The 19,302-nt window shown below is 29.7% G+C and carries 17 protein-coding genes and 1 riboswitch; of the genes, 7 read left to right on the top strand and 10 right to left on the bottom strand.

Translation table 11 applies throughout. The annotated features are described in order from the left end of the window. Positions 1 to 29: 29 nt before the first annotated feature. From H2684_RS07340 to proB, 3 genes are all read right to left on the bottom strand, one after another. The gene (locus H2684_RS07340) at positions 30 to 2,027 is read right to left on the bottom strand and encodes a methyl-accepting chemotaxis protein (RefSeq protein WP_182088754.1); all 1,998 of its coding nucleotides are present in this window, start codon (positions 2,025 to 2,027) and stop codon (positions 30 to 32) included. 105 nt (positions 2,028 to 2,132) lie between these two features. Continuing rightward, complete coding sequence (locus H2684_RS07345) at positions 2,133 to 3,389, bottom strand: glutamate-5-semialdehyde dehydrogenase (protein WP_182088755.1); 1,257 nt, start codon at positions 3,387 to 3,389, stop codon at positions 2,133 to 2,135. A gap of 39 nt (positions 3,390 to 3,428) precedes the next feature. Further along, positions 3,429 to 4,223, bottom strand: a complete 795-nt coding sequence (proB, locus tag H2684_RS07350) for a glutamate 5-kinase (protein WP_182088756.1) — start codon at positions 4,221 to 4,223, stop codon at positions 3,429 to 3,431. 107 nt (positions 4,224 to 4,330) lie between these two features. Between proB and proC the strand changes: the two genes are divergently transcribed. Beyond that, a complete protein-coding gene (proC, locus tag H2684_RS07355; RefSeq protein ID WP_182088757.1) occupies positions 4,331 to 5,140 on the top strand; it encodes a pyrroline-5-carboxylate reductase in 810 nt (269 codons plus the stop codon). A 78-nt stretch (positions 5,141 to 5,218) separates the two neighbouring features. On the opposite strand, the gene H2684_RS07360 is transcribed toward proC, so the two are convergent. Both H2684_RS07360 and H2684_RS07365 read right to left on the bottom strand, forming a co-directional pair. Further along, a complete protein-coding gene (locus H2684_RS07360; RefSeq protein WP_182088758.1) occupies positions 5,219 to 6,496 on the bottom strand; it encodes a transglutaminase domain-containing protein in 1,278 nt (425 codons plus the stop codon). Positions 6,497 to 6,539: 43 nt separating this feature from the next. Further along, positions 6,540 to 7,415, bottom strand: a complete 876-nt coding sequence (locus H2684_RS07365) for an NAD(P)-dependent oxidoreductase (RefSeq protein ID WP_182088759.1) — start codon at positions 7,413 to 7,415, stop codon at positions 6,540 to 6,542. A gap of 422 nt (positions 7,416 to 7,837) precedes the next feature. On the opposite strand from H2684_RS07365, the gene H2684_RS07370 reads away from it, so the two are divergent. The 3 genes from H2684_RS07370 to H2684_RS07380 all read left to right on the top strand — a co-directional run bounded on the left by H2684_RS07370 (position 7,838) and on the right by H2684_RS07380 (position 10,839). Then, on the top strand, positions 7,838 to 8,308 hold the full coding sequence (locus H2684_RS07370; RefSeq protein ID WP_182088760.1) for an iron dependent repressor, metal binding and dimerization domain protein: 471 nt from the start codon (positions 7,838 to 7,840) through the stop codon (positions 8,306 to 8,308). 105 nt (positions 8,309 to 8,413) lie between these two features. Then, complete coding sequence (gene larE / locus H2684_RS07375) at positions 8,414 to 9,226, top strand: ATP-dependent sacrificial sulfur transferase LarE (RefSeq protein ID WP_182088761.1); 813 nt, start codon at positions 8,414 to 8,416, stop codon at positions 9,224 to 9,226. Positions 9,227 to 9,934: 708 nt separating this feature from the next. Next, positions 9,935 to 10,067, top strand: a riboswitch (cyclic di-AMP (ydaO/yuaA leader). 10 nt (positions 10,068 to 10,077) lie between these two features. Then, entirely contained in the window at positions 10,078 to 10,839 is a 762-nt protein-coding gene (locus tag H2684_RS07380) for a LysM peptidoglycan-binding domain-containing protein (RefSeq protein WP_182088762.1), read from the top strand. Positions 10,840 to 10,919: 80 nt separating this feature from the next. Here H2684_RS07380 and H2684_RS07385 read toward each other — a convergent pair whose 3' ends face one another. Together H2684_RS07385 and H2684_RS07390 are read right to left on the bottom strand one after the other, a co-directional pair. Beyond that, positions 10,920 to 12,104 carry a pyridoxal phosphate-dependent aminotransferase gene (locus H2684_RS07385; RefSeq protein WP_182088763.1) on the bottom strand — a complete coding sequence of 395 codons (1,185 nt, stop codon included), beginning with the start codon at positions 12,102 to 12,104 and terminating at the stop codon, positions 10,920 to 10,922. A gap of 63 nt (positions 12,105 to 12,167) precedes the next feature. After that, entirely contained in the window at positions 12,168 to 13,544 is a 1,377-nt protein-coding gene (locus tag H2684_RS07390) for an ATP-binding protein (protein ID WP_182088764.1), read from the bottom strand. Between the two features lie 192 nt (positions 13,545 to 13,736). On the opposite strand from H2684_RS07390, the gene H2684_RS07395 reads away from it, so the two are divergent. Then, positions 13,737 to 14,147, top strand: coding sequence for a hypothetical protein (locus tag H2684_RS07395; RefSeq protein WP_243159295.1), 411 nt, complete (start codon positions 13,737 to 13,739; stop codon positions 14,145 to 14,147). 55 nt (positions 14,148 to 14,202) lie between these two features. Here the strand turns inward: H2684_RS07395 and H2684_RS07400 are convergent, their stop codons facing one another. Further along, on the bottom strand, positions 14,203 to 15,156 hold the full coding sequence (locus H2684_RS07400) for an AEC family transporter (protein WP_182088765.1): 954 nt from the start codon (positions 15,154 to 15,156) through the stop codon (positions 14,203 to 14,205). A 226-nt stretch (positions 15,157 to 15,382) separates the two neighbouring features. Between H2684_RS07400 and H2684_RS07405 the strand changes: the two genes are divergently transcribed. After that, positions 15,383 to 16,924: a glycosyltransferase family 39 protein gene (locus tag H2684_RS07405; RefSeq protein ID WP_182088766.1), complete on the top strand. Its 1,542-nt coding sequence runs from the start codon at positions 15,383 to 15,385 to the stop codon at positions 16,922 to 16,924. Positions 16,925 to 16,972: 48 nt separating this feature from the next. Beyond that, the gene (gene galU / locus H2684_RS07410; protein WP_182088767.1) at positions 16,973 to 17,857 is read left to right on the top strand and encodes a UTP--glucose-1-phosphate uridylyltransferase GalU; all 885 of its coding nucleotides are present in this window, start codon (positions 16,973 to 16,975) and stop codon (positions 17,855 to 17,857) included. 54 nt (positions 17,858 to 17,911) lie between these two features. Here the strand turns inward: galU and H2684_RS07415 are convergent, their stop codons facing one another. Together H2684_RS07415 and pflA are read right to left on the bottom strand one after the other, a co-directional pair. Continuing rightward, complete coding sequence (locus tag H2684_RS07415; RefSeq protein ID WP_207719410.1) at positions 17,912 to 18,451, bottom strand: protein kinase; 540 nt, start codon at positions 18,449 to 18,451, stop codon at positions 17,912 to 17,914. A 102-nt stretch (positions 18,452 to 18,553) separates the two neighbouring features. Continuing rightward, entirely contained in the window at positions 18,554 to 19,300 is a 747-nt protein-coding gene (gene pflA, locus H2684_RS07420) for a pyruvate formate-lyase-activating protein (RefSeq protein ID WP_182088768.1), read from the bottom strand. Positions 19,301 to 19,302 lie beyond the last annotated feature (2 nt).

Raw genomic sequence — 19,302 nt, forward strand, 5'->3', positions numbered from 1 at the left:
TCTATTGAATTATATTCCTAAACCCTTATTTATATTTTGAACTTTGCAACCAATTTCTTTAAATCACCTATTAAATTTAAATTACTATCTGAAGAATATTTTATGTCAACTACAGAATTAGCTGCTTTATCTATATTTTCTTTTATAGTTTCCATATCATCAGAAGATTTTTGCATACTCTTTGATAGACTTTCTACGGCTTGACTTACCTGATCTGCTGTGGCATTTAGTTCTTCTGACATAGCTGCTATTTCCTCGGACATTTTACTTAGAAAATCTGAATCATCTAAATACTGGTAAGATATATCTTGAAAATACTTTAATTGATTAATGACTTCTTCATTTACAAATTTCAATATTTCTCTGCTGTTTTCAGTATTCATTTTAAATGTAGTTTTGACTTCATCAATTTTATTTTTAATTTCCAAAACTGATTCCTTTGATTGCTCTGAAAGTTTTCTAATTTCCTCAGCTACAACTCTAAAGCCCTTCCCATTTTCTCCAGCTCTTTCAGCTTCTATAGCCGCATTTAATGCTAATAGATTCGTCTGTTCTGATATATCTGCAATAGTATCTGCAATATCACCTATATTTTCCACTACATTTGCCCGTTCAATAGAATTAATAATATTTTTCTCTTTCTCAGAATATACATCATTTATCCTCTTTATATGATTTTTACTCTTAGTTTCCATTTCAACTGCTCTATTTCTTGATGCCTCTGCACTATTACTCCCATCCATTGATTTTTGTGATAGCTCATTAATACTTGCATTTACCTCTTCCATTGATGCAGTTATTTCTTCAGATGCAGCACTGCTTTCTTGTATTCCTGAGGCTATGTTTTTTATTGCAGCATTAATATTTTTTGACATTGAAGCAAGGTCATTTGACATTCCTGAAAGTTCCAAATTAGATTTATCCATATGTTTAGAATTCTCAAGTATTTTAGTTATAATTTCTATGAGTTCCCTATGCATAATTTTAAATGAATTTGAAAGTCTTCCTATTTCATCTTTATATGAGGCAAATTGATCATAATTTTTTTCTTCATATTTAAGATCAAAATTAGATATTCTATCTGCCATTTTAGATAGTGCAAGTATTGGTCTTCCTATACTATTTCCCAAATATATAGATACCGCTGCAATTACTAAAATTACAATTGCAATTAGTAAAATTAAACTAGAAACCAATTTTTGCATAGCTTCTTCAACTTGTGATATTGGAGTAGCAAATCCCAATGTCCAATTTGTAGCTGCTATTTTAGATGTTACAAAATATCTTTCTTCTCCATCATAATCCTTTAATTTAACAAAATTTTCTTTAAGTATATCTGAAAATTGTCCATTCATAACTGAAGCAACTTTTTTAAGTCCATCCTTTGTAGGCTTGAATTTCGTATTTTTATGCACTACAAAATTTCCATTACTATCTATTAAAAATCCATAACTATTTTCTACAGGCTTTGCCTGTTCAACCATTTTAGTAATTGTGTCTAAATCAATGTCACATCCAAGTACTCCTGCAAATTTATTATTAATATTCACAGTTTTTGCTATAGTAATTACCATTTTTCCTGTATTTTTATCTACATATGGTTCTGTGTAAATTACAGTCTTTTTCTCAACTGCACTTTTATACCATTGTGCTTCAGTAAAATTATATCCTGCAGGTGGAATCTTACCAGAAGCCATTACCACAGAGCCATCTTTAAATCCCATATAAACTTCCATAACATTAGAATTGCTTTTCAACTTTTTTTTGAGATATGGAAGTATCTTATTCTTATCAAGTGTATTCATATTTTCTACAGTATCTGATATTTCATTTACTATTTTTCCTTGCTCATCAAGTATTCTATTTATCTTTTCTGAATACTTCTCTGCAGAAAGTAGCATAGCTTTTTTTGACTGATCAATTATCGTATTATGTACTATAAAATAACTTATGCATAAAACTGCTATAAGACTTAAAATTGATATTGATAGTATTGTTGTAGTTATTTTGGTTTTTATACTTTTCATTCTATGTCCTCACCTTCTATAAATATTTATCTTAAGTAAAATTTCATGTAAAAAAGAGTTCCAAAAAGAACTCTATTTCACATAAATTTAATTGCTTTTCAAAATTTATTCCCTTATTTGGCCATTTCCACAAATTATATACTTATATGTAGTCAATTCATTGAGTCCCATAGGTCCTCTTGCATGCAACTTTTGAGTACTTATTCCTATTTCACCACCAAAACCAAACTGACCACCATCTGTAAATCTAGAAGATGCATTTACATATACAGCAGCTGCATCTATTTCTTTTAAAAATCTCTGTGAATTTGTATAATTATTTGTTATAATTACTTCAGAATGTCTAGTACTGTACTTATATATATGTTCTATAGCTTCATCTATAGATGAAACTATCTTTACCGCTAAAATAAGATCATTATATTCAGTTGACCAATCATCTTCTACTGCAGGCTTTATGCCATCTACAATCTTTTGCGTAGATTCGCATCCTCTTATCTCAACATTTAACTTTTTTAAGACATCACACATATGAGGTAGAAAATCCTGCGCTATATCTTTATGAACCAAAAGAGTTTCCATTGCATTACATACTCCTGGCCTTTGAGTCTTTGCATTTACAATTATATTTTCTGCCATATTAAAATCTGCATATTTATCAACATATACATGACAATTGCCAAGACCTGTTTCTATAACTGGAACAGTTGAGTTTCTAACTACATTTTTTATAAGTCCTGCTCCTCCCCTTGGTATTAAAACGTCAATATAGTCATTTAATTTCATCATTACATTTACAGCTTCTCTGTCAGTTACATCTATAAATTGTATGGCTCCTTTTTCAATTCCTGCATCATAACATGCCTTTGATATAACATTGTAGATAGCGCTATTTGAATTTATAGCTTCACTTCCACCTTTTAATATAACTGCATTACCAGATTTTATGCAAAGAGCTACAGAATCTACTGTAACATTTGGCCTTGCCTCGTAAATTATACCTATAACTCCAAGTGGAACTCTCATTTTACCTATGCTAATACCATTTGGTCTTTTCCACATACCTGTTACTTCTCCTACAGGATCTGGCAACATTGCTGTATTTTTAAGTCCCTGTGCCATTTCTTCTATTCTCTTATCATTTAGCATGAGTCTATCAATTAAAGCATTAGATATTCCCTTATCTCTTGCATTTTCTATATCCTTTTTGTTCTCATCTATTATGTAAGATTTATTTTCAAGAAGAGCCCTGCCCATATTTATAAGTGCCTGATTTTTTACTGTAGTCTTCTCGTAGGACAACTTTTTACTGGCTAGTTTTGCATCTTTTGCTTTTTTTATAACATACTCTTTTATATCCATAATCAAACCACCCTTTTATATATTTACAGCACATTTATTTTAAACTACAAACAATGTACCTACATCTTTAAAACCTATTATGTCCCTAATTATATTTTTTCTCTCTCCTTTTGCAATTACCATTGGAACTCCACCTTTTTTAGCTATCTTTGCAGCTTTTATCTTAGTAACCATTCCTCCGGTACCAAACTTACTTCCTGCTCCACCTGCACACTCTTCTATTTCATCTGTTATTTCAAATACATTTTCTATTAAAGATGCATTTAAATCATATTTTGGATTTTTATCATAAAGTCCATCTATATCTGAAAGTAATATAAGAAGATCTGCATCTATAAGAGTTGCAACCATAGCTGACAGTGTATCATTATCACCAAATTTAATTTCATCTACAATAACAGCATCATTTTCATTAACTATTGGTATAACTCCTCTTTCAAGTAGTGCAGAAAATGTATTCTTTACATTTAAAAACCGATATTTGTGTGAAATATCTTCTTTTGTAATAAGTATCTGCCCGACTGTTTTTCCATATTCAGAAAAAAACTTTTCATATGTATTCATTAAAAGTCCCTGTCCAACAGCAGCTGCTGCCTGACTTTCTGGTATACTCTCTGGTCTTTTTTTCATGCCGAGTTTTCCAATACCTGCACCTATTGCTCCAGAGGTAACAAGCACTATTTCCATTCCCATACTGTGTATATCAGCAATTTGCCTTACAAGCTGTTCTATCATATACAAATTTAAAAGACCACTTTTATATGTCAAAGTAGAACTTCCAACTTTAACTACAATTCTCTTTACATGACTTAAATATTTTTCTCTATTACCCATTATAATATATGCCACCTAATTTAAATTTTGATGTATAATTAATGATAATACATACAGTTAAAAAAATTATATCATACAAATTAATAATTTTTCAAGGAGTGTAATAGATGAACAAAAAGCTAGGTTTAATAGGATGCGGCAATATGGCTCAGGCAATTATAGGAGGAGTAATAAATTCAAGTACACTTAAACCAGATGAAGTAATTGCAAGCAATCCTTCTAATGGAAAGCTTGAAAATACAAAGGCAAAATATAACATTGAAACTACAAATAACAATTTAGAAGTAGCTAAAACTTCAGATTTAATTATTCTTTCTGTAAAGCCCAACAAATACAAAGATGTAATAGAAGAAATCAAAAACTGCATAAGTTCTCACACAATAATAATTACAATTGCAGCAGGAATATCAATAGACAACATAAAATCTCTTTTTGGAAAAGATGTAAAAGTAGCTAGAGTAATGCCAAATACTCCTGCTCAAGTTGGAGAAGGTATGAGTGCTATATGCTTTTCAGAAAATATTACTGATGAAGATAAGAAAAAAGTTATTGAAATATTTAATAGCTGCGGGAAATCTGAAATAATAGATGAAAATCTTATGGATACAGTTACTGGTATAAGTGGTTCTTCCCCTGCATTTGTGTATATGTTCATAGAGGCTATGGCAGATGCAGCAGTGCTTCAAGGTATGACAAGGAAAAGCGCATATAAATTTGCAGCTCAAGCAGTACTTGGATCTGCAAAAATGGTACTTGAAAGTGGTCTACATCCTGGTGAATTGAAAGATAATGTATGCTCACCTTCTGGTACTACAATTCAAGGAGTATTTTCTCTTGAAAATTCCGGCTTTAGATCAGCTGTAATGAATGCTATAAATGATACTATAGAAAAATCAAAAGAAATGGGAAAAAATTAGTACTATGATATACCAAAAATGCAAACACATGATTACATTATATGTGTTTGCATTTTTATAAATATATAGATTGTTCTATTAAGAAGCTATTTTAAAGGAATTTTTTAATATATTATTTCTCATCTCTATAATTTTTATCCTATTATAATTGTAATCTGTACTATTACATTCTGGATACTGAGATCTATCCCATTGATGATCTGCTGAAAGTTTAGAATCTGTAACATTAAAATAACTATGTGAAAGTATGTTCTCTCCATTACTTGCCACAGGATCATCCCATGTAGAATCCAATTGATAGTATTTTCCCTGTATTTTAACTATATTCCATGCATGGGCAACCCATCCTGTACCATTATTTGCACTTCCAACTGCTATTTCATTTTCTATACCTGCTGCTTTTAAAAGCCTGTACATAGCATCAGCATATCCTTGACACACTCCAACCCCATTTATTAAAACACCATAGGCATTATAGGACTCCATTGGCATGCTATCTATATCCGTATCAGCTCTTTCATCATATTTTGTATTATTTACAACATAATCATGGAGTGCAAGTTCCTTTTCATAGTCCTCCATTTCTGGACTTGTTACCTTGTCTACTATTTCCTCTATCTTATTGTTTATTTCTTCATCTTTTTCTATTATATTTTCTCTTGTATCACTGTAATTAAAATTTATAGTAAATATACTTGTTCCATCACTTCTTGATTGAATTGTAGCTTTAGCACTATTATACCAAGCCATAAGTTCAGGTGAATCCTCTACTATATCGTCTATTACATCTAGATTATAAATACTTTTATCATAATTAGATATATTTAGTGTCAATTGGGACTCATAATTTGCCATTGCATTTTTTACTGCATTATAGTACTCATTATAATTTTCAATATTTATTTTTTTTCTAATATTACTATTATTGTCATCACTGCTATCATCACTGCTATCATTGCTGCTATCATTGCTACTATCATTACTGTCTATCTTAAAATTATATCTTATAGACTGATTTAATTTATTCCCATCTATATCTTCCATATCACTGCCAATTTCTAGAATGTAACTTTCTCCGCTTTCATAAGGACTTTTAGGAGCTATACTAAGAATGTTATTTTCTTTAGATGAAATATCAATATCTACATTTTCATTATCATCTGCCCTATATACTTTAATATAGTTTTTTGCAGTTGTCATATCTACATCCCTATTAAAAGTAACAGTCCACACTTTATCTTTATTTACAGTTATCACATTTCCATCATTCCACAACTTATAATTTCCCTCTGCATAAGCAGCATGTCCAGAAAATATACAAAATAAAATTAAAAATCCTATAGATAATAGAAACATTTTAAAATAATATTTAAACAAAACTATCATCTCCAACTGTAATTTACTTGTCAATAAGTTTATACAGTACCTGTGTACCACAGTCACCTTTATCTTCCTTTAAGAGTTCATCATATAGTGACTTTGAAAGTTTTAAAGCCGGTGTATCTAAATTCATAGCCTTAGCTTCACTTAAAGCAATATTCATATCCTTCACAAAATGCTTTACATAAAATCCAGGTTCAAAATCACCTTTTATCATTCTAGGAGCTAAATTACTAAGTGACCAACTTGCGGCTCCTCCAGAGGATATACTTTTAAGCACAGTTTGTGGATCTAGTCCTGCCTTTTTAGCATATACCATAGCTTCACATACTCCCATCATATTCGCAGCTATTGCTATTTGATTACACATTTTTGTATGCTGTCCAGCCCCTGGACCTCCTTGTAATACAACGTTATTTCCCATAAGATCGAAAATCTGTCTAACTTTCTCAAATATCTCTTTTTCTCCTCCTACCATTATAGAAAGTACTCCATCTCTTGCCCCTACATCTCCTCCTGATACTGGTGCATCAAGTACATAAATTCCTCTCTCTTTTGCCTTTTCATATATTTTCTTTGCAAGAGATGGCTTTGAAGTTGTCATATCAATTATTATGCTTCCAGGTCTTGCGCTATTTACTATACCATGTTCTCCAAGATATATTTCTTCTACATCTTTTGGATATCCTACAATTGAAATAATTACATCAGCGCTCTTTGATAAATCTTCTATATTGTCTTTCCACACTGCTCCATTTTCAATAAGATTCTCAGCTTTTGATTTTGTCCTGTTATATACTAAAAGTTTAAATCCGCCTTTCATCAAATTAGCTGCCATACTATTTCCCATAACCCCAGTTCCAACAAAACCTATAATTGAATTTTTATCTATCACTTAAAACACCCCGCTTTTTTTTAATTCACAATTCACAATGCACAATGCACAATTTAATTCAGTTCACAATTTAATTCAGTTCACAATTCTCAATTCACAGTTCTCAATTCACGATTCACAATGAATGTTTGTTTTCTTCAGTTTTGCTTCAGAAAACCTATATTTTAGATTTTTCCCATAGAAAAATCATCCTTCATTGTGATTTGTGAACTGTAAATTCTTAATTGTCATTGTGATTTGTGAATTGTTAATTCTTAATTGTCATCGTGCATTGTGAATTCTTAATTGTTATAAAATAATTTTACCTTTACTAAATAAAATTGTAAATAAGAAAGTTATCCTACTTAACTTTGCACTGTAATTAAATTATACTTAAAATCATATACTTTATTGAGCAGAATATCTGCAAGGTAGGTGAAATTATGGACGACAATCAGTTTTTTACATTCAATGAATACATGAAAAAAGATGAAAATCTTCTTACCGCATCAATGGAAGACTATGTAGAGATGATATATAGATTATCTGAAAATACAGGGTTTACAAGGGTTCATGAACTATCTGATTCCTTAAATGTACAGCCTCCCTCTGTTACTAAAATGATCCAAAAATTATCTAAACTAAAAATATTAAAATATGAAAAATACGGTGTCATAACTCTTCAAAAAACAGGACTTAAAATAGCAAAGAATTTAATAGACAGACACAACACTATATCTAAATTTTTAAATCTCCTAGGTGTAAATAAAAATTCAATTCTTACAGAAACAGAGAAAATGGAGCATACAATAAGCAAGGAAACTGTTCAATGTTTTAAAAACTATGTATCATTTATGAAAGATAATCCTGGTGTTTATATAAAATTTAAAGAATATGTAAAATCTAAAAAATAGATTATTATAAGCTACTTTTACTGTAAAGTAACTACAGCTCTTTAACTATGCTATAATTGAATAAGACATTTATATTACTAAGAAATGAAAACTGGAGGTTAAATTATGCATAAAAAGTTAGAAACACTAAAAGAAAACCTAAAAAGACTTCAAAGCTGTATTGTTGCTTTTTCAGGAGGAGTAGACAGCACATTTTTATTAAAAGTTGCTCATGACGTTTTAGGCGATAAAGTAATTGCAGTTACTGCTTCTTCTTCCACATATCCTAAAAGAGAATTAAATGAAGCTATAGATTACGCAAAATCCTTAGGTGTAAAACATATAATTATACAATCTGAAGAACTTAATATAGAAGGATACTCTAAAAATCCTGTAAACAGATGCTATTACTGCAAAAAAGAATTGTTTTCAAAACTTAAAAAAGTTGCAAAAGAAAACAACATGAACTACGTTTTAGATGGTGCTAATCTTGATGATATTGGTGACTATAGACCTGGAATGAAAGCCGCAGAAGAACTTGGAATAGTAAGCCCCCTAAAAGATGCTGGTCTTACTAAAGCTGAAATTCGTAAACTTTCAAATGAAATGAATCTTCCAACTTGGAACAAGCCTTCCTTTGCTTGTTTATCTTCAAGATTTCCATATGGAAATGAAATAAATATAAAAAAGCTAAAAATGGTAGAAGATGCAGAACAATTTCTCCTTGATCTAGGATTTAGACAAGTTAGAGTAAGACATCATGGAAAAATTGCAAGAATTGAAGTAGCCCCAGAAGAGAGAACAAAATTTTTCAATATTGATACTATGGATAAAGTTGGCAAAAAGCTTAAAGAGATAGGATTTACCTATGTAACTTTGGACTTGCTTGGATACAAAACAGGAAGCATGAATGAGGGAATTGAGTCAATTCACAATTAATTCAGTGCACAATTTAATTCAGTTCACAATTCACAATTCACAGTGCACAATGAATGTTTGTTTTCTTCAGCTTTGCTTCAGAAAACTTAAATTTTAGATTTTTCCCATAGAAAAATCATCCTTCATTGTGCATTGTGAATTCTTAATTCTTAATTGTCACTGTCATCCTTCATTGTGAATTGTGAATTCTTAATTCTTAATTGTCACTGTCATCCTTCATTGTGATTTGTGAACTGTTAATTCTTAATTGTAATTCAGTTCACAGTTCTCAATTCACAGTTCACAATGGATGTTTGTTTTCTTAAGCTTCACTTCAGAAAACTTATATTTGGGATTTTCTATTAGAAAATCATCCTTAATTCTGCATTGTGCAATGTGCATTGTGAATTTCAATTCTCAATTCACAGTTCTCAATGCACAATGGTTGTTGTTTTTCTTCAGCTTTGCTTCAGAAAACCTATATTTTAGATTTTTTCCAAAGAAAAATCATCCTTCATTGTGATTTGTGAACTGTTAATTCTTAATTGTCACTGTCATCCTCCACTGTGCATTGTGAATTCTTAATTCTTAATTGTCACTGTCATCCTTCATTGTGAATTGTGCATTTTTAATTGTGCATTTTATTTAGATTTTTCCCTTCTTCCTTTTTCCACCAATCCCTCCATTGATTTAATATGGATAGAATATAAAAACCCTGTTAAAATATGAAACATAAACAAGCCTAAATTCCAAAATGGAATACGGGGGATACAATTATTTGGGGTTAATCTTTTAATATAAAAAGTAGGGTCTCCTATCCCAAACCCGTCAGCTAACCTCGTAGGCACACTATAGGGGGGTACACTTAATTTATGAATTTTAAAAAAATTAGAACAATTCTTTTTGCTGCATCTTTTTCAATAATATCATTTACTCAGGTACATGCAGCTAACTACACAGTTAAATCTGGAGATTCTCTATTCAAAATAGGGATTTTGTTTAAAACAAGTGTAGATACAATTATGAAAGACAACAATCTAAAGGGTTACGAAATATATCCAAAGCAAGTCTTAAAAGTTAATTCAAAAACCTATACAGTGCAAAATTCTGATACACTTTACCTTATATCAAAAAAATTTGGTATTTCACTTAATGCATTAATTGCTGCAAATGAAAATGTAAGTAATTACATATATCCTGGACAAGTTCTAAATATACCTTCAGGATGGGTTTTTAAAAGTACATCTTCTTTAAAGCCAGTAGTATCATATACCGAAAGCGATTTAGACCTTCTTGCAAGGTTGATAACTGCAGAAGCTGAAACTGAATCATATACTGCTAAAGTAGGAGTTGCAGCTGTAGTGTTGAATAGAGTTAAAAGTACAAGCTTTCCATCTACAATTAAAAGTGTAATATATCAAAAATCAGATAAGTACTATCAATTCACTCCTGTATCCAATGGCTTTATAGACAAGCCTGCTTCTGAAACTGCAAAACAGGCCGCTCATGATGCTCTTTATGGATCAGATCCTACTAATGGTGCAATTTATTATTTTGACGACAGCACTACAAATACATGGTTGTGGTCAAGACCAATTAGTTTAAGATCTGGAAAAATGGTATTTACATATTAAAGTTCACAATCACATAAAAATAGGCTGTGTAAAATAGAAATTGAATTCTACTTTACGCAGCTTCTTTTTCTTATAAAAATTTATAAATATTTTTTAGCTAGCTTATCAAAACTATCTAGGGACTTTTCTATCTTTTCACGAGAAACACAGTAAGCAAGTCTGAAATATCCAGGACATTTAAAAGATGATCCAGGAACTATGAGAAGATTAAATTTCTTAGCTTCTTTTGCAAATTCCTTATCATCTGGTATAAGTGATTTTGGAAACAAATAAAACGCTCCTTGAGGCTTTACACATGAAAATCCTAGTTTAATTAAGTGGTTGTATAAAATATCTCTATTTTCCTTGTATATATTAACATCTACTTTTGAATCAATACATCTTCCAATTACTCTTTGGAAAAGGGATGGTGCGTTTACAAATCCTAAAATTCTATTTGCCACATTGAGTCCATTTACTACATCATCAAAATCATCCATATCACTGCTACAAGCTACATATCCTATTCTTTCACCAGGAAGTGACAAAGATTTACTATATGAATAACCTACAATTGAATTTCTGTAATAATTCAATATGTAAGGTACTTTTATTCCATCATATACAATTTCTCTATATGGTTCATCAGAAATAAGATAAATAGTAGTATTAAATTGTTCCTGTTTTCTATTTAAAAGTTCAGAAAGATCCTTGATAATCTTTTCTGAATAAACTACTCCTGTAGGATTATTAGGTGAATTTATTATTATCGCTCTTGTATTTTTATTTATTTTATCTTCCAATGCATTTAAGTCCGGTTCAAAATTATCTGTATTTGAAGGAACGATAACAAGTTTTCCTCCAAAGTTACTTACATAATTCTCGTATTCACCGAAAAATGGTGAAAAAGTAATAACTTCCTCTGAAGGATTCAAAATAGTTTTAAAAATAATATTTAATCCTCCTGCAGCTCCACATGTCATTACTAAATTCTTTTCAGTTAGCTTTAAATTATACTTTTTATTGATACTATCAGCTATTTTCTGTCTTACATCTTCATATCCAGAATTACTCATGTATCCATGAATCAAATTTGGAGACTCCTCATTTAAAATTTCAATTACTGCCTTTTTAATATCCTCTGGAGGCTCTACATTGGGATTTCCAAGACTAAAATCAAATACATTTTCCTCTCCATAAATATCTGCTAACTTTTTTCCCTCTTCAAACATAGCCCTTATTATAGAACTCTGAGATACATATTTTTTCATCTTTTCAGATATCATAAACTTATTCCCCCTATACATTTTAATACGATTATATTATTATCTAATATTTTACTTTTAAATTCATTCTGTTTCTAAACTACAAATTGATTGATGTCCTTCCATCCAATCAACAAATTGAACTGCAGTTCTTGGAGAAAGTCCATTATACCATTTTTCCCACTTCATTGCTTCTCTATGAAGAACTTCTCTATCTATATTTAGATTCCTCTTATCAGCTATTCCATCTACAATTGCAAGGTATCCTTTCTTATCTGGAGATGAAAATACTATATTTATTCCAAATCTATCTGCAAGGGAAAGTTTCTCTTGTCTGCTATCTCCAGCATGTATCTCTTCACTATTATTTAGATATTGAGATTCCGATCTATCACTAAAATACTCTTTTACAAGATGTCTCCTATTTGAAGTTGCATATATTAATATATTCTGAGACTTACGTTCAAGGCCTCCTTCAAGCACTGATTTAAGTGCAGTATAACTCTCCTCATCATCTCCAAATACTAAGTCATCTATAAATATAATAAATTTCTGAGGCTTGTTTCTTAAAATTCTTATTATATCAGGAAAATCTGTAATATATGCCTTTGGAAGCTCTATCATCCTAAGTCCTTCTGTATAGTACTTATTCAATATAGCTTTTACTGTAGATGATTTACCTGTACCCCTATCTCCATGAAGAAGTACATTATTTGCAGCAAACCCATTTAAAAATTGTAGAGTATTTTCTATTACAATAGATCTTTTATCTTCATATCCTATAAGATCTGAAAGCTGAATTGGATCTGGATTACTTATACCTTTAAGGATTCCATGACCATCTTTATGTTCCCATACAAATGCTCTGTACCTTGCAAATATGCTATAACCATATTTTTCATGGAACCTTTCAAGAGGCTTTAAGCATTCTCTCCAATCTTCACTTTTATAAAACATCTCTTTAATAGATCTTACATATTCTACACTTTCATTACAACTTTTTCTTTCATCAGAATACCAATCAGGAAATGACTCTATAATCTGTTTATATTTATCCCCAAATAATTCTATAAACTGATCTTTTATTATCCTGTTATTAAACCTTGCTACAAACTGCAAATTTCTCAAATCATTTGATGCAGCCTTTTCAATAAATTTTCCAGCCCCATATTGATTTTTAAATTTTTCTCTCCTTGAAAAGGAATTTTCGTCAAATACAATCTTATCTACAATGTATTCTTCCAGTGAATCTGCTCCACTTTTTGACAGTCTAAAGAAAAAATCATTGTAAAGCAAGGATACTCTATTCAACTCAATTCTTTCTTCCCCAATGTAATCAAGAAGTAAATATAAACTATTTATCACCTCATCTTTAAGTAGATTTCTATAAACAGAAATAGAACTTAATGCTAGTCTTATATCTGTTATTTTAAAATTCGGCTCAAAATTTACGCATTCCATAAAAAACCCCCTAATTATTAAATTTTGTCTTGTACTTATTCTAACATAACAAATAAATTTTAACTCATTTTTCTCTAAGTTTTCAATCAATTTTTATTTACCAGCTATTCTCTACTATATAAAATACTTACTGTAACTATATATATATAAATCACATACTATTTAATATAAGCAATAATAGGAGTTTTCTGTATGAACAATTATTTTGGAAATAATTCTAATGAAAATAACTTAAACTACATTAATCCCTATAGTTCAGGAGAATTTTACATGTCCTATATTCCAATGATTCCAGTTATACCTCCTGTATTTATGCCAAGGCAAAGACAATTAACTCCCCCAGGCCCTCCACCAGATCAAATTTCAGAAGCTGAGATGCAATCTCAGCTGGCAAAATCATCTGGAATAAAATCTGTAAATCAAAAATCAATTAGGCCCTGTCTTTTTAGATTTGTATACATCTGGCCTAAAAGGGGAAAAGGATTTTGGTCATGGCTAACTTATGTTGGCAAAAAATCTGTATCAGGATATAGATGGTATAGAAGACGTTGGGTATATTTCGGAATGGATTTAAAAGAAATCAAAAGCTTTATCTGCAAGTAACTTATATAAATTAACCCGGAAAATTATTTTTCTCCGGGTTAATTTATATAACTGACTAAATAAGAGAAAATGTTTTGAGTAGATACACTCCTATAAATATAGTAAACATAGAGAAAAATGTTGTAAGTATAACTACATCACCTGTAAGTTTATAATCTGAATTCATTTCCCTTGCCATTACATAAGATGAAACTGCAGATGGTGCAGAGAATAGTACAAATATTGCTCCTAGCTCACTTCCTCTAAATCCCATTAATATTGCAAGGCTGACAACTACACCAGGTACCATAACAAGTCTTCCAAAAGTAGCTATTAAAGAATATTTTAAATTATTAACTAAGCTTTTAAATTCTAGCTGTGCTCCAAGAGTTATAATTGCAAGTGGTGTACCTAATGCTGCTACCTCAGATACAGCTCTATCTAAAAACAAGGGAAGTTTAATTAAAAATAGTTGCATCATTATTCCAATAGCAGATGCTATGATAAGAGGATTTTTAATAATACCTATAATTGTGTACTTTATCTTAACTTTTATATCTTGGCCACCTTTTTCATCAAAGGCAGATAGTATTACAACTGCTAAAAAATTATATAACGGAATTGCAATTGGTATGAGAAGTGATATGGCTCCGATGTTATTCTTTCCAAGCATATTTATACCAAATGGTATTCCAAGAAGTACAAAATTACTTCTAAAAATAGTATGTACCATAGCAGATGCCCTTTTTTTATCTTTTATAAATATAGGAACCACAAATGAAAGTACAATTGCCCAAATTAAAATGCATAAAAACACAAATACAACCAATTTAATATTGAATACTTTACTGAGCTTAGATTTATATATATTGTAAAAAATAAGCGTTGACAGGCCAATTTTGAAATTCATTTTTACAGCTGTAGCTATAAATCTATCATCTATAAGCCCTATTTCCTTTATAAAATATCCAACTCCCATTACCAAAAATACTGGAATTATCGCGTTAAAACTAAAAATAAGATTGTCCAATTCTATTCCCACTAATACTTTTTACAAATTTATGTACTCTTGTTTAATATACTAATTATAAACAAATAGAATATAAAATGTAACAAATATTTAAAGTTATTTATTATCAGTTAAAACAATATTAATAAAATAACTGTTATTTTTTAAGCTATTTTTAAGCTTTTACCTTCAAAATATATTTATAGAAATTTTATAAATTAAGTTTTAGAGAGGAGCTTTAATTAATATGGGTATTATTTCTACCAAAAAAAATCTGCTTAAAATAAGCTTGATTTTAATCATGGTATTATCAATAATTTTATGTATTTACACACTTTCCAATTATAAATCCACTACAGGTGTAAATCCAACACATCAAAACGAAATAATTAATTTTGATTTTAATCGTAATACACAACATACTAATAGAAATATGCAAAAAAAACCTCAAAAAAATATAAACTCAAAAAATATAAATGCCAGAAAAAATTTTGGAAATAAGAACAGAAGTAGTAGATATGCTCCTCTTTTGAGTATATACCTTATACTATTTATTGGATTATGCATACTTATTTTATACTTTACAAAATACAAAAATGTTAAAATAGCAGATTCCAACAAAAAACTAGTTATATTTTCCATATTGTTTTTAGGACTTTTTTTAAGAATTTCACTATCTACGGTAATGGAAGGTCATAGCGGTGATCTAAGTTTATTTAAAAATTGGGCTTCAACTGCTGCAAATAGTTTTTCAAACTTTTATTCAAATGCAAGGTCAAGTGACTATCCTCCACTTTACATCTACATACTATCTATAATTGGCAAACTAGGAAGTATAAGTTCAATGAGTTCATACTATACAATTTTGCTAAAGCTTCCTTCAATAATAGCAGATGTAATTACAGGGTATCTGATATATAGAATAGCAAAGAAACATTTTTCATTTGAATCAAGCATGATTTTAAGTTTGTTTTATATTTTTAATCCTGCTGTATTTATAGATTCAACCCTATGGGGTCAAGTTGATTCCTTCTTTACACTTATTGTAATGCTTGCAGTATTTTTTATATCAGAAAACAAAATAATTTTATCCAGCATTTTATTCACCTGTGCTGTACTTATGAAACCACAGGGAATAATATTTTTACCAGTTTTGTTTTTTGAACTTGTAAAAAATAAGAGTGTAAAACTCTTTATTAAAAGCATTATATCATCACTTGTAACTTTTCTTGTAATTATACTACCATTTTCCTTTAATCAAGATGCACTGTGGATCTTCAAACTATATTCAAATACTATATCAGAATATCCATATGCTTCAGTAAATGGCTTTAACTTTTTTTACCTACTTGGCGGAAACTACAAGGAGAGTTCAACTTCATTTTTGCTATTAAATTATAGCAGTTGGGGATTAATTGCAATTGTAGCTATTACACTTTTTTCCTGGTTTATGTATGCAAAAAGTAAAAATAAAAATTTTGCATTCTGTGCAGCACTAATTCAAATTGCTGGTGTTTTCACTTTTTCAACAGGAATGCATGAAAGATATCTATTCCCAGCACTTGCTTTCTGCATACTGTCCTCTATATATATAAAAGATAAGAGATTTATGATATTGTGTCTTGGTTACACACTTACAATTTATATCAATATATATTCCATACTATTTAGGAGTATTGGAACAATGAATTATGTAACTTCACTATTAAATATAATTCTATTTATTTATTTAATAAAAATATTTGTAGACAAAATTAAGAAGACAGATGTATCTATTAATGAAATTTAAACTGTTTCACATTGATTAATATAAATTTTTTGAAAGGATTTGATATTTATGAGTATAAAAAAAGCTATAATTCCTGCAGCAGGTCTAGGTACTAGATTTTTACCTGCAACAAAAGCACAAGCAAAAGAGATGCTTCCAATAGTTGATAAACCAACTATACAATATATAGTAGAAGAGGCAGTTGCCTCAGGAATTGAAGAAATATTAATAGTTACCGGAAGAAACAAAAAAACAATAGAAGATCATTTTGATAAATCAGTTGAACTTGAAAGTGAACTTGAAAGTAATAACAAAGATGAACTTCTAAAAATTGTTCAAGATATATCCAGTATGGTTGATATATATTATATAAGACAAAAAGAACCAAAGGGGCTAGGTCACGCTATAAGCATTGCAAAGAATTTTGTTGGAGATGAACCTTTTGCAGTAATGCTTGGAGATGATATAGTAGACTCTACTACACCTTGTTTAAAACAACTAATTAATTGCTATGACCAGTACAAAACTTCAATTTTAGGTGTACAGCCTGTGGAAAAAGAAGCTATATCAAAATATGGAATAGTAGATGGAATGGAAATTGAATCTGGACTGTACAAAATTAAAGATATGGTAGAAAAGCCTTCAATTTCAGATGCTCCATCAAACATAGCAATACTAGGAAGATATATAATAACCCCAAAAATATTTGAAATTTTAAATAGAACTAAACCTGGTAAAGGTGGAGAAATCCAGCTTACAGATGCATTAAAAGAATTATCAAGAATAGAAGCAATGTATGCATACTGTTTTGAAGGTGAACGATTTGACGCTGGAGACAAATTTGGATTTTTAAAAGCCAATATTCACTACGCTCTAAAGCGTGATAATTTAAGAAATGATTTGCTTGACTATATGTCTTCAGTAACAGAAGAATTTAAAATTCCAGCAAGATAGTAATATAAAAAGCCTGTGTCAAAAACTTAGTAATTTTTCACACAGGCTTTAATACTAACTATATTCCCATTCTAAATCTGGTCTTTCTTGATTTAATATTTCCATAAATTTATCTAATAATCCCATCTTCTTTAATTTTCTTAAAAAAGATTTTGGATAAGGTATATCATATTCATAACTTTTTCTTGGATCTATAATCATCAATGTCCCATTATCTTGAACAAACAAATGTGGAAATCTAATCTCTAATTTTGTAAATCCAAATAATTTCATATCATCAACTAAATTAGCCACATTTATAACAAAAGATCTTTGTATCCCATTTTTTAATAAATAGTCGTATACATTGGTTCCCCCTACATATTCTCTTATCATATAGTTACCTGAAATTTCATAAACTCTTGGAAAATGAGGGCTTCCTTCTACTGATTTTAATATATCAAACTCAGCTTTACAGCTTGTTGAATTCCTAAATATTTTTATAACTTTGCCATTTGGCATTAAATAAACTTCTCCACTATGACCTTTTCCTAAATATTTACAATCATCTAAATTAATTGGAATTAATCTATAATCAATATACTTTTTACTCAAAGTATCACCTCCTTTGTTTTTATGTAATTTAAAAACAAAGGTTAGGCTAGTAGATTAAAAAAATCTACCTTAATAACATAGTACTCCAATTAACTGATTATGTTACCTTACATTTATATCTTTTCCAATTTCATTAAGTTCTTTAATAACATAATTCTGAAACTTCATAGCTTTATCTTTATTCATGGCCTTTATTCCTTGTAATTTGTATTCAATGTTAAACTTTTTGTACTTATCCACTCCCATTGTATGATATGGAAGCACCTCAAACTTATCTAACTTATTTAAATCAACTAGGTTTGTTATCATCTCTACAATTTTATCCATAGATGAATAGTTATCAGTTATTCCAGGTACCATTACATGTCTTATCCATATTTTAGAGTGTGATCTATTTACCGCCTTTACAAAATCATAGAATTCATTTATATCGCCACTTGTAAAATCTTTATAACCTTTAGCATCTATATGTTTTATATCAAGCATTACAAGATCAGTATATTTTAAAATTTCATCGTAATTACCTTTCCCAAATCCTGAAGTATCTAAAACGGTATTTATATTATTTTCCTTACACAATTTTAAAAATTCAACTAAAAATTTAGGCTGCATAAGAGGTTCTCCTCCAGAGCATGTTACACCACCCCCGGACTTTTCAAAATACACCCTATATCTTTCAATTTTTTTCAATAGACTTTCAGGAGTTACTTCATCTCCTAGTCCAAATTGCCATGTATCTGGATTGTGACAAAATGCACATCTAAGTCTACAACCTTGAAAAAATACAACTACTCTTATTCCAGGACCATCTACAAGTCCCATAGTTTCTATAGAATGAATTCTTCCCATAT

It is taken from the genome of Clostridium sp. cel8 (assembly GCF_014050525.1).
GTDB lineage: Bacteria > Bacillota > Clostridia > Clostridiales > Clostridiaceae > Clostridium_B.